This window comes from Desulfobacterium sp. N47 (genome assembly GCF_051233685.1).
Taxonomy (GTDB): Bacteria; Desulfobacterota; Desulfobacteria; order Desulfobacterales; family RPRI01; genus RPRI01.
In genome coordinates this window covers 1-11672 of record NZ_JBAMMY010000088.1, presented here as the reverse complement: position 1 = coordinate 11672, position 11672 = coordinate 1, and the positions used below count along the sequence as shown (strand labels likewise).

9 protein-coding genes are annotated in these 11672 nt (G+C 42.7%); 2 read left to right on the top strand and 7 right to left on the bottom strand.

From position 1 onward, the window contains the following. Nucleotides 1–221: 221 nt before the first annotated feature. Nucleotides 222–2321 carry a 6-phosphofructokinase gene (locus tag VXK47_RS05750; protein WP_435547821.1) on the top strand — a complete coding sequence of 700 codons (2100 nt, stop codon included), beginning with the start codon at nt 222–224 and terminating at the stop codon, nt 2319–2321. Between the two features lie 30 nt (nt 2322–2351). On the opposite strand, the gene VXK47_RS05745 is transcribed toward VXK47_RS05750, so the two are convergent. The 7 genes from VXK47_RS05745 to VXK47_RS05715 all read right to left on the bottom strand — a co-directional run bounded on the left by VXK47_RS05745 (nt 2352) and on the right by VXK47_RS05715 (nt 9573). After that, complete coding sequence (locus VXK47_RS05745; protein ID WP_435547820.1) at nt 2352–3545, bottom strand: diguanylate cyclase; 1194 nt, start codon at nt 3543–3545, stop codon at nt 2352–2354. Nucleotides 3546–3563: 18 nt separating this feature from the next. Further along, on the bottom strand, nt 3564–3797 hold the full coding sequence (locus tag VXK47_RS05740) for a hypothetical protein (protein ID WP_435547819.1): 234 nt from the start codon (nt 3795–3797) through the stop codon (nt 3564–3566). Between the two features lie 45 nt (nt 3798–3842). Continuing rightward, the gene (locus tag VXK47_RS05735) at nt 3843–4715 is read right to left on the bottom strand and encodes an isocitrate lyase/PEP mutase family protein (RefSeq protein WP_435547818.1); all 873 of its coding nucleotides are present in this window, start codon (nt 4713–4715) and stop codon (nt 3843–3845) included. 55 nt (nt 4716–4770) lie between these two features. After that, complete coding sequence (locus tag VXK47_RS05730; RefSeq protein WP_435547817.1) at nt 4771–5427, bottom strand: NAD(P)/FAD-dependent oxidoreductase; 657 nt, start codon at nt 5425–5427, stop codon at nt 4771–4773. A gap of 99 nt (nt 5428–5526) precedes the next feature. Next, a complete protein-coding gene (locus tag VXK47_RS05725) occupies nt 5527–7428 on the bottom strand; it encodes an ATP-binding cassette domain-containing protein (protein ID WP_435547816.1) in 1902 nt (633 codons plus the stop codon). A 106-nt stretch (nt 7429–7534) separates the two neighbouring features. Next, nucleotides 7535–7981, bottom strand: a complete 447-nt coding sequence (locus VXK47_RS05720) for a DUF3795 domain-containing protein (protein ID WP_435547815.1) — start codon at nt 7979–7981, stop codon at nt 7535–7537. A gap of 182 nt (nt 7982–8163) precedes the next feature. After that, nucleotides 8164–9573 (bottom strand): MATE family efflux transporter, encoded by a 1410-nt coding sequence (locus VXK47_RS05715; RefSeq protein WP_435547814.1) that lies wholly within the window; start codon nt 9571–9573, stop codon nt 8164–8166. A 414-nt stretch (nt 9574–9987) separates the two neighbouring features. Here VXK47_RS05715 and VXK47_RS05710 point away from each other — a divergent pair, with 414 nt between their 5' ends. Further along, nucleotides 9988–11457 (top strand): leucyl aminopeptidase, encoded by a 1470-nt coding sequence (locus VXK47_RS05710; protein ID WP_435547813.1) that lies wholly within the window; start codon nt 9988–9990, stop codon nt 11455–11457. Nucleotides 11458–11672: the final 215 nt, after the last annotated feature.

Here is an 11672-nt window from a genome sequence, read left to right as displayed (position 1 = left end):
AAAGTTGACGTAAGTGCTTGAAATACTTGGTATATAAATTGCAATGCATTTTACATGCCATCTTTTTATGTTTTGTGAAAAAATATCGCAAAATTTTAAAACCATGTTTGAACGGCTTCAAAAACAGTGAAACTTTAGATTAACAATTGATACTGATTTATTAATTGTATAAAATTCATCTGCACTACATATTTATATTAAACATTTTTGTGGAGATACCTATGCAAAGCAAAGAAAACATCAATATTACTCAACTTATTCAAAAAAATTCTGCGATACAACAGGTTGTAAGCAATATAAGCAATGAACTTGTTGCAAGAAGAGAACACAAACCGGCCTTGTGTAAGGTATTTCTGAATGAATTTACAAAAACAGTTGAAACGGATGATTATAAATTTGATATCCATGTAGAGGCAAAAAAGCGGTTGCCTGATATAATAGTAAACAAGGTACGGGTGTTAGAAGGTTTAAGCTCTGCCGATGACTCATTAATAAAAAAATATTGTAAAAAACGAAACATAGGAATTGTATTTTCAGGAGGCCCGGCGCCTGGAGGCCACAATGTTATAGCAGGATTATATGATGCAGCAAAAAAGGCTAATCCGGAAAGTTCAGTATACGGTTTTTTGCTTGGTCCTGACGGTATTATTGAAAATGAATGTGTTGAACTGACAGATGATATAGTAAATGCCTATAGGAATCTTGGCGGGTTCGGAATGATAAAAACTGGCCGCACAAAAATAGATTCCAAAGAAAAAATGTCTCTTTCAAAAGAGACATGCAGAAAATTAGAGCTTGACGCACTTATAATTGTTGGAGGAGATGATTCGAACACAAATGCCGCGTTTCTTGCTCAGGAAATGTATAAAGATGGAGTACAGATCATAGGAGTTCCCAAGACAATTGACGGTGACATTCAGGTAAGGGATGCAAAGGGAACGGTATTGTGTGCAATTTCCTTCGGATTTCATACAGCGGCTCTGTCTTTTGCAAACTCAATAAGCAATCTGTGCACCGACAGCAGCTCCGACGTAAAGTATTGGCATATATGCAAAGTAATGGGAAGAGTCGCAAGCCATCTTGCACTGGAAGTAGCGCTGCAGACTCATCCAAACATAACTCTTATAGGCGAAGATCTGGCCAACTATGTGGATATAAGAAGGCTGGAAAAAGCAAAGCAGGAAGGAACCACTGATTATACTGCTTTTGGTATGACTTTACGCCATCTTTCCCGGGTGATTTGTGACGGAATAGTGCGAAGGGGAGCTGTAGGGAAAAATTTCGGCGTAATAGTGATTCCTGAAGGCGTTCTTGAATTTATAAATGAGATTCAAGTATTTATTATCAAGCTCAACACGATTATAGCCAAATACAATTCCACCCATGATACCGATTTTCACAGCGACTTTCCTGTTCTTGAAGACAAGCTGGAATACTTGCGCAGATTAGCAAAAACTGCACGCGAAGAAGGGACTTTTACTATCTGGAACACAAGAGATGATGACCTGTTTAATGATGTTCCGGCTTTTTTCCAGGAAGGTCTTCTCACGGAAAGAGACAGTCATGGTAATTTCCAGTTTTCTCAGGTTGAAACGGATAAAGTACTTATGGGTCTTGTGAAAGATTATCTCAAAATATTAAAAGAAAAAGGCCGGTATAAAATCGGAATATCCAGGGATTCTTTTAATAAAACTCTTGAGAAAGGGAATCTTGATCCGCTTCTTATCGGTCCTGTACTGTTTAATAACTTCGGGGAAGACTTCCTGATTGTCAAAGATTCCATTACATCAATTAAAACCTTGAATCAGGCGCTTATCAGGGATGAAATTATAAGGGAAGGCGATAAAATCCCAGGCCCGGTGGAAAAGATTTATAAAAAATCCATACCCAGTTTTAAGACACAGCTGCATTTTTACGGCTACGACGGAAGAGGAAACGATCCCAGTGGCTTTGATTGTGTTTACGGATATAATTTAGGTCTGACAGCCTTCAGCCTTATAGCAAACGGAGCAACCGGCCAGATGGCCGCCATAAAGAACCTTGAAAAAGCATTTGAAAAGTGGGAGCCTATAGGTATTCCCATAGCACCTCTTATGCGAATAGAAGAAAGAAAAGGTAAGATGGAACTGGTTCTGGAAAAAACCATCGTGGATGTGAATGCACCCTGTTTTAATATAGTAAAAGAGCTTCGCGAAAAATGGCTTGGCGCTTATCCGGGTGATGATGATTACCGCAAGCCGGGGCCGGTCAGGTTTATTGAAAAATGCGAGGAAAACAGGCCATTGACATTTGTATTGAATGAACTTGCAAAAGAAGAGTAGAGGTATAGTGTGATCTTAACCTGATACATTTTATGCATTTTCGAAAGTTTCAATGTTACAGATCACCCTGTCCTTTCCATTCTTTTTGGCATAATACATATATTGGTCCGCTCTTGCGATAAAATCATTCTGATCCTCACCCGGGGCATACTGTGTGGCTCCGATACTTAGGGTTATAGTGATTTTATCAGATAAATTCACGGGAAAGATAAGAGAAGCCAAAGATTGCCTGATTCTCCCGGCCACTTTAAGACTATTATCGATTGATGTTTCAGGAAGTATTATGATGAATTCCTCACCTCCGTACCGAAAGGCAATGTCGGAATCCCGGATACAATTCTTTACCATCCGGGCCAATCCTGCCAAAACCCGATCGCCCTGGCTATGGCCGTAAATATCGTTAACTGATTTAAAGTTATCAATGTCCATCAGAAGCAGCGATAGCGGACGATTATATCTGAGTGCTCTCGATGTCTCCCATTTCAGCTGTTCATTGAGACGCCTCTTGTTGAAAAGCCCGGTCAGGTCGTCTATAATGCTCAGCTGTTTGTATTGTTCTTTACTTATTCGCAGAGCTTCCTTAATTTCCATAAGGGCCCTTTCAGCCTTTGCCCGTTCCATGATATCCGTAAGAGTCACTACGATACCCATAAATTCAGGAGCAAAGATCCGAAGAGGCGTTGCGGTGATAATATAGTAAGCAGTTTCACCGTTTGGGAACGTCTTCCGAACTTCAATTTCAACACGTTTTTCACCTCCTTGTATCCTTGAAAAGGGGCATTCCGGAGTATGGCAATGTTCGCACAAAGAGGTTTCAAAGCATTTCTTTCCCTGAACCTCAATGCTTGCCAATCCCGTGAGGTTTGAAATTGCATCATTGACCCGAATGACATTACAATCCTTATCAATGAGCATGATACCTCCTGCCACGGTTTTAAAAATCTGATCAAGCTCCAGCCTGGCGATCTCCGATTCAACGGTTAGTGTATTTGCTCTTGAAAACGCATCTTCATACTGTTGCTCCATCAAATCCAGTTCTTTTTTGTATGATGCCGCTTTTTCCCTGATTTCCATAAGTTCTGCCAACTTCAATCTTTGCCTGTCTGCCGCAAAAAGCTGGAGTTTCAGCAATTTTATATCAACAGGTTTAAACAGAAAAAAATCCGCTTTGATTGAGAGGCTTGTGTAGATTTGAGGATCTTCAAGACCATATGCCAGAACCACGGTTTGATGCCCTTGAGTTCAGCATTTCTGGATTCTTCCAAAAAATTCCGAATCGGTCATTTCCGAACAATTAAGATCGATAATGACAAGAGCCGCTGTTTTTCCATTTTCAAATACTGAAAAGTCATCAGACAGCTCTTCCTGTACCGTTATGCTGTAATCAAGCTCACCCAGACTTGGTATGAGGGCTTTACGGAAATCTGAATCCCTGGTGATGACAAATGCTTTTTTTTCTTCTTTTGGTTTTGTCATACCTCTCCTAAATTAAGGACCTGATGAATATAAGTTTGAATTAAATCATGAAAGCCGTTTGAGTATTTCGTCGTATTCGGGAAATCCCAACAGGGATTGGAGATCTTTGAAATCGAGGATCTCATCAGGAATTTTCCCTTTTTTCAGGTTATCGAGGGCCTTCTTCATGGCACAGGCGGATGCGGAAAGCAGTGTCAGTGGATAAGCTGCGATACGATATCCCATGTCCTCAAGTTCTTTTGGCGGCAAAACCGGGGTTACGCCGTGTTCGACCATGTTGGCCATTTGGCAGCCGCCCAGTTTCCCGATTTTCATCATCTCATCTTTGGATGCGGGAGCTTCGACAAAGATGATATCTGCTCCCATGTTTAGAAAAGCTTCGGCCCGGAATAGGGCTTCATCAAGCCCTGTTGTTGCCCTGGCATCGGTTCGGGCCACAAGAACAATATCTTCGTTGTTCTTTCCAGCTTCGTTTCTGGCCTCTATAGCGGCTCTGATCCTTTTAAATGCCGTATCGCGGTCAACCACTTCCTTTCCTTTGGTGTGGCCGCATCGTTTTGGGCTTACCTGGTCTTCAATCATTATGCCAGCGGCGCCGGCCCGGATATACCCGTTCACCGTACGTTTTATATTTACAGGGTTGCCATATCCTGTATCAGCGTCACAGATAACAGGTATCTGTGATATATTGCAGATATTTTGGGCCTGATCCACCATTTCACCATAAGAAATCAGCCCGGTATCAGGCAATCCCAGACGAACGGCGGAAACACCAAAACCGCTCATAAAGGTAACTTCAAATCCGCTTTGGCCAATCAATCTTGTGCTCAAGCCATCATAACAGCAAGGCATAATAATAAATTTATCTGAGTTAATAAGTTGCCTGAGCTGTTTCACCGCTTTGGACTGCCTGGACATGAGCCGCTCCCGTTTTTCCCCGTTAGGTCAAAAAGAAACTCTGCATTGAGTATTATTATGTAAGTGCGTTTTTTACAGTGTCAAACCCCATCCGTTCTATCATTTTCCCGATGCGTTCGCCTTTTTTGGCATTTTCCGAATAATATCCTATTATTTTCTCAATAACCAAAAGGGCTTCATCATCATTTAAGTCGCTGGCCAGTTCCTGGGCAATTCGCGGTTTTGATCCAACATTACCACCAATAACAATGGTCCATCCCTTTGATTTTCCAAACAGCCCTATATCGCGCACCCATGATTCGGCGCAATTGATATTACATCCGGATACGGCAATTTTGAATTTTCCGGGAAGTTCCATTCCATGGTACTTTTCATCCAGCTTCATCCCCATTCCCAGTGAATCCTGCTGCCCGATCTTGCAAAAGGTTGTCCCCGGGCATGTACGGATGCTGCGGACGCACAAGCCAACAGCCGCACCTGGTTTCAAGCCAAGATCTTTCCATACATTGTCAATATCTTCTTCCCGTATGCCAACCATGGCAATACGGGTTGCACCTGTAATTTTCATGGCCTTGACATTGTATTTTTCGGCTACATCAGCAAGTCTTCGTAAAATTTCCGGCGTTACAATGCCGCAGGGGGTATGTGCGGCAATAGCATAAGTTTCATTATCTCTTTGGATGATAGCGCCTTTTTCTCCGAGTTTAAGCATAAATTTCCTCCTGAATTCTATATGATATATTATGATATGGGTATAATGGATATTGAAGAACGGGTACCTTCTAAATCTGTATATGTCAATATAAATCAACTAGTCCCAAGCTTCGGCTATGGTATCCAGCTCCTCCCAGCGCCGGTAGGCGGTTGCTATTTCCACCTCTATAACCTTTAGCCGTTCGGTTATACTTGCGATTTCGTCCTTGTCTTTTTTATAAAAAGAAGGGTCGGACATAGCGGCTAAGAGCTGTTTTTGCTCGTTTTCCAGTTCGTCGATAGTGTCTGGCAGTGCTTTCAGATCCCGTTGTTCCTTAAAGCCCAGTTTACGGGGTTTATCCGGCTTTAACCTGGCGGTATGAGTCTTTTGTGTTTTAGCTTCCGGTCTGGGTGCAGGCTCTTTGGCCGGTCGTTGAAGCAGCCAGTCATCATAACCTCCGGGGTATTCACAGACTAAGCCTTTTCCCTCAAAAGCCAGGGTGCTTGTGACCACATTGTTTAAAAAGATACGGTCATGGCTTACCAGCAATAGTGTCCCGGAATAGTCCAGCAACAGATCTTCCAGCAGTTCCAGAGTTTCGGCATCCAGATCATTGGTGGGCTCATCCATAACAAGCACATTGGCCGGTTTAACAAACAGTTTAGCCAGCAGCAGGCGATTCTTTTCACCACCCGAGAGAATGTGAACCGGTGTGCGGGAGCGATCCGGAGGGAACAAAAAATCCTGAAGATAAGATATCACATGGCGTTTTTGCCCGTTTACTTCTATAAAATCATTGCCCTCGCCGATATTCTGAACAACGGTTTTGTTTTCATCCAATTGTGCGCGCAACTGGTCGAAATATGCTACTTGTAACTGAGTGCCGTGACGCACACTGCCGCTTTCCGGGGAAATCTCCTGAAGCAGGATTTTGAGCAAAGTTGTTTTGCCGGAGCCGTTGGGACCGATCAGGCCTATTTTGTCACCTCTCATGATCACGGTGCTGAAATTTTTGATATATGGCACACCGGCGTAAGAATAGTTGATTCCTTTGGCTTCGATAACCAGCTTGCCGCTGCGTTCGGCTTCCTGAACCTTCATATTCACACGTCCGATTTCACTACGACGCGCCCTATAAGCCTCGCGCATTTTTTTTAAAGCCTGAACGCGCCCTTCGTTTCGGGTTCGGCGGGCTTTGACACCCTGGCGTATCCATGTCTCTTCTGCCGAAAGCTTTTTATCAAATCGCCGGTTCTGGTTTTCCTCACTTTGGGCATCAGCTTCCCTGCGTATTAAATAGGTTGAATAATCACAGGCGTAGGAGAGCAGGCGGCCTCTATCCAATTCCAGAATACGGTTTGCGATTCTTTTTGCAAAGGCCCGGTCATGGGAAACAAAGAGCATGGTTTGAATATTCTTGGCAATATATTCTTCCATCCAGACAATGGTGTCGATATCCAGATGATTGGTGGGTTCATCAAGCAGCAGCAAATCAGGTTGCCGGATCATGGCACGACAAAGCAGAGCACGCCGTTTCATGCCCGCGGAAAGAGTGTCAAAATCCAATTTGGGATCAAGCCCTGTGCGCGCCAGCAAATCCTCAATCCGCGGAGCCAGTGCCCATCCATTGGATGCATCCAGCTGGTGTTGCAACGCTTCGTAGCCGGCAAAGCGCTCCGGGTTTTCGTGTAGCGACTGGTCACCGGCTAAGCTGCGATACCGGATCAGTACCCGGCCTATATCTCCTAAACCTAAGGCTACAACATCAAAGAGACTGCCTTTGGTGTGGCTGGGTACTTCCTGTTCCAGAATCGCAGTAGTTGCACCTTGCTGGAACATGATCTCTCCGCTGTCCGGCAAAAAATCGCCGTTTAACAGTTTGATCAGGCTTGATTTTCCAACACCGTTTCGGCCCAGCAGGCAGATCCGCTCGCCCTTTTCAATTTGCAGGCTGACTTTATCAAGCAATGGCGTGCCACCCAGGCCCCAGCTTACATCCCTCATGCCGATTAATGCCATGGGGTGGTATCCACCAATAAAACCGCAAGCGTAAAGCCAGCTTTAATCTTGCAGTTCATTCTTTTTATATTATTCCGATATAGCAACATGTTAAGTATGCACCATTTTACTTTCCGGTCAAAGTCCACGGCTTGGTGAAGTAGACTTTCCGAACTTGAGCAGCCTTTGATGCCGCCCATTTTTCAAGACCCATTTTTTTGATTAAACACAGATTAAATACCTTGGTATTATGCGGTACTGTGCCTGCTTTATCAGCGTAGGGATGGAGATTATCACAGGGAAACTGATCGCAATCACTGCAAAACTTCAAACCCTTGCTCTGCGAACATTCATAGGCCGCACATCGATGAGCTTCACCGAGCATAAGCTTTTGTACCGGTATTTGGCCGTTGTGATTACGGCATCCATTACAGAGCAATATTTCAACAGGAATCCTGTATTCCTCAGATATTTTCTTAACTACGCTCATTGCTTCCTGATTTTCATGGGCTAAAAAGAAGTCGCAATTGAAGCAGTCCAGACCGCAGGGAGCGGTCATTTGAAAATAATCCATAATCAGCTCTCCTTTTAAATGTTTCCAAATCCCAACAAATTTTAGATGCTAACCTTTATGTGGTATGATTGAATACTACATTTATGCTATATCAGCAAATATATTATATCCAATTTCAATGTTAAAATTGAGGCAGATGAAGGTATTTCCTTTCCGTTGTGAGATCTAAGCCGAAAAGTCTATCAGGTTGTATGACCGGCAAAGGCCGGCGGAACGGGCTGTGATTCGATCACCCGCATTTTTTTCCATTTGCCCTGCCGGTAACGCAACATAAAGGCAAGCCCAAGGGCACAGGCATAAAGTGAAGCCAGAGTCCAGGCCGAATAAATTCCCGCACCCATTACTTCAATAGCAAGGTACACCGGAATGATCATTACTCCCAAAGAAAGCACAGCACTGGTCCACATAATGAATCGTGTGTCGCCAGCTCCCTTGATAGCTCCGGAATATATCAGGTTTAAAGCATCGAAAAAGCAAAATACAACCACAAACCTTAACAGAACCACGCCCAGATCCATTATCTTTGCATATTGTTCCGGGCTGCAATTTTCGGGTTTAAAAAGATAGAGTATGGGTTTTGGCAAAAATATGAAAAAAACCGCGAGGAGCACCATGTAAAAAAGTGTGATATGCAAAGCGCTGGTGGTAGCATACACACCATCTTCCGGGCAGCCGCGTCCGATAGCCTGGCCCACCAATGTGGCATTACCGATATGAAATCCTACCATTGGCAAAAAGGCCAGCGATTCTAAAGAAAGCACGATGTTGGATGCAGCCATTTCCAGATCCCCAAGCCGGCCCAACATCTGAATGAAAAAGGCGAATCCGAAGATTTCAAGGAAAAACTGTATGCCGCTTGGCAAGCCAAACCGCAGCAGGCGACCGAAAAGATCTTTATCAAATTTTCTATTGCTCCATGTTCCGAATCGTAACCGATTCTCAGGGCTGAACAGGAAAAAACCCAGAATCAGTACGATAATGGCTGAAGACGCAACAGTGGCAATAGCAGCTCCGGCAATACCCAGTTCAGGAAAAGGGCCGATACCGTTTATCAGGCAATAATCCAGAGGAATATTAATAATTGCACCTATCATATGGACAAACATTACCACCCGGGTCAATCCTCTGCCCGTATAAAAACATGCCATGGCCGACCCCATAAGCGGAAACCCGGTACCTATGATAAGGATATTAAAATATTGAATCTCCAGAGAACGGATATGCGGGGAATGACCGATCATGCCGAAAAGACGTCCGGATAAAAAAACAAATGATGCCACTAAGATCGCTGCAAAGATGGAGAAGTAGATGCCCTGCCAGATTGAAGCCCCGACACGATGCAGTGCATTTGCTCCGGTATACTGAGCCACAAATGCGTTGGTGTAATTGACGACACCCAGAAATATTGAAAAGCACGTGAAAGAAGCAATTCCGGCGGGCAAAGCAGCCGAGATGCTGTCAACCGAATAATTGGCCAGAAATATTCTGTCCGTAAACTGCATCAGGGCGAGCGAACCCATGGAGGCTACAAGAGGCAGACTGATGGCCATAACACTGCGATAGCCATTGGTTCCGGACCAACGCTCGATCATGTTATGGGGTTCTCCGAGAAATTGTTGGTTATATAAAACTTATTGATTTTGACCTCTCAAGGACTTATCAAAAACAGGGCAGCAAAATAATACCAGCTTTTGTAAATTAGTAAAGTTAAACATCAAGCCAACAGGGAAAAATATCTGCAATCTTTTATTACAAATCGACCGCCAAAAGCCTGGGATGCGAAAAGTGTTCTTGATAGAATTCTTCTTCACCGGGAGATGGGTACGGGTGTTTTATAGGGTGTATTGCAAAGATAATGATTGAAAAACCCCGTTAATCCGGTAATATTGGTAAAATAAAAATATCCTGCAAGTTTTTTAACCGGCAAGGTCAGACAGATTGATACAATGATCGATATAAGCTTTAAAGGTATAAATTGCCTTTGATATATTACAACAAGGAGAAATATGCTTTATTTAAAAACAGGCAAACTGAATGAATTCGAGACTGATGCTGTGATTATTCCGGTATCCGAAGATTCACAAATACATGATAATGAAACAATCATATCGCTTATAAAAAAAACTGACACAGCCGCAGAATTCAAAGGGGCAAAGGGTGATGAATTAACATTTTATGATTTGCCTGATATAAAATCCAAAAGAGTAGTGTTTTTGGGACTTGGAAAAATAAAAGATATTAGTAGTGAATCTCTTCGTGCAATTTGCGGAAAATCCGTAAAAAAATGCATCAGAAATAAGCTTGAAGACATCCTGATAGTAGTGCCTTCTTCCGGCAAGCTTGGGATGGAAACAAAAGAGGCCCTCGAATCTATGGCCGAAGGTGCTTTTCTGGCAAATCATATTTTCGATAAATATAAAAAAGAAAAAAAGCTTACCACTCTTAAGAAAGTTGGATTTTTTCTTGAACCAAAATCCGGCGAAAAATATGAAGACTTGCTTTCACAGGTTGAAATTATCTGCAGCGGCACCATACTTGCCAGAGAGTGGGTCAGCACCCCTTCAAATGATAAAGTTCCTGATATACTGGCAAAAGATATAGCTTTAGAAGCAAAAAAAGAAAATCTTAAAATAAAAATCTTTGATGAAAAAAAACTTAAGCAACTTGGGTTCGGTTCTTTGCTTGCGGTTGCACAAGGAAGCGAAAACAAGCCACGGCTTCTTATACTGGAATATTCACCCAAAGGTGCAAAAAAGACTATAGCTTTAATAGGAAAAGGAATTACTTTTGATTCGGGCGGTATAAACTTAAAACCTGCCGGTTCCCTTGAAGATATGAAAATGGATATGTCCGGAGCTGCCACAGTTGCAGCAACACTTATTTCTGCAGCAAAAATAAAACCCGGAGTTAAAATAATAGGTGCCATCCCGATTGCTGAAAATATGCTTTCAGGAGATGCAACAAGACCCGGTGATATTGTAAAAAGCTATGAAGGCAAAACCATTGAAATCAATAATACGGATGCTGAAGGCAGGCTGATACTTGTTGATACTATTTCTTATATAATTAAAACATATAAGCCTGATACCTTAATTGATGTTGCAACACTTACCGGTGCCTGCGTTGTTGCGCTTGGAGAAAGAATTGCGGGAGTATTTTCATCAGATGACGAACTTGCGGAATCAATAATTAAATCTTCAAATAAAACTCACGAGCGCTGCTGGCGCATGCCCCTTCCCGAAGATTATAAAGAATTTCTGAAAAGTGATTTTGCAGATATCAGTAACATGAGTACCTCAAGATGGGGCGGCGCTATAACTGCTTCTTTATTTCTGTCCGAATTTACCAACAGCACAAAGTGGGCGCATATTGATATTGCCGGCCCGGCATATATTAAGAAGGCGACTGATTACTGCGGTATTGGAGGTACGGGATTCGGTGTTCGGCTTTTGTGTGACTTGATTATAAAGCTTTAAAAGCAGACAGACAGAGGTAGTGTATAATATTTTGTGTAAATTTTAAAAGGGTATAAAAAAGGGCGCTTTTCCTTTAAAAGGGTTTTAGGCAAAAACACCAAAAAAAAGGAGAAGCACCCATGAAAGTGGAAATTAGCGTACCAGAGGTTGTGAGCATTTTCAAGCAGAAATGGCTTAAAGGATCTTCCATCGGCTGTCAAATGTCTGGAAAACTC

Excerpts from the sequence above, each read along its gene's own strand:
- VXK47_RS05750 (WP_435547821.1), top strand. The coding sequence starts at position 222 with ATGCAAAGCAAAGAAAACATCAATATTACTCAACTTATTCAAAAAAAT.
- VXK47_RS05740 (WP_435547819.1), bottom strand. The coding sequence starts at position 3,797 with ATGACAAAACCAAAAGAAGAAAAAAAAGCATTTGTCATCACCAGGGAT.
- VXK47_RS05735 (WP_435547818.1), bottom strand. The coding sequence starts at position 4,715 with ATGTCCAGGCAGTCCAAAGCGGTGAAACAGCTCAGGCAACTTATTAAC.
- VXK47_RS05730 (WP_435547817.1), bottom strand. The coding sequence starts at position 5,427 with ATGCTTAAACTCGGAGAAAAAGGCGCTATCATCCAAAGAGATAATGAA.
- VXK47_RS05725 (WP_435547816.1), bottom strand. The coding sequence starts at position 7,428 with ATGGCATTAATCGGCATGAGGGATGTAAGCTGGGGCCTGGGTGGCACG.
- VXK47_RS05720 (WP_435547815.1), bottom strand. The coding sequence starts at position 7,981 with ATGGATTATTTTCAAATGACCGCTCCCTGCGGTCTGGACTGCTTCAAT.
- VXK47_RS05715 (WP_435547814.1), bottom strand. The coding sequence starts at position 9,573 with ATGATCGAGCGTTGGTCCGGAACCAATGGCTATCGCAGTGTTATGGCC.
- VXK47_RS05710 (WP_435547813.1), top strand. The coding sequence starts at position 9,988 with ATGCTTTATTTAAAAACAGGCAAACTGAATGAATTCGAGACTGATGCT.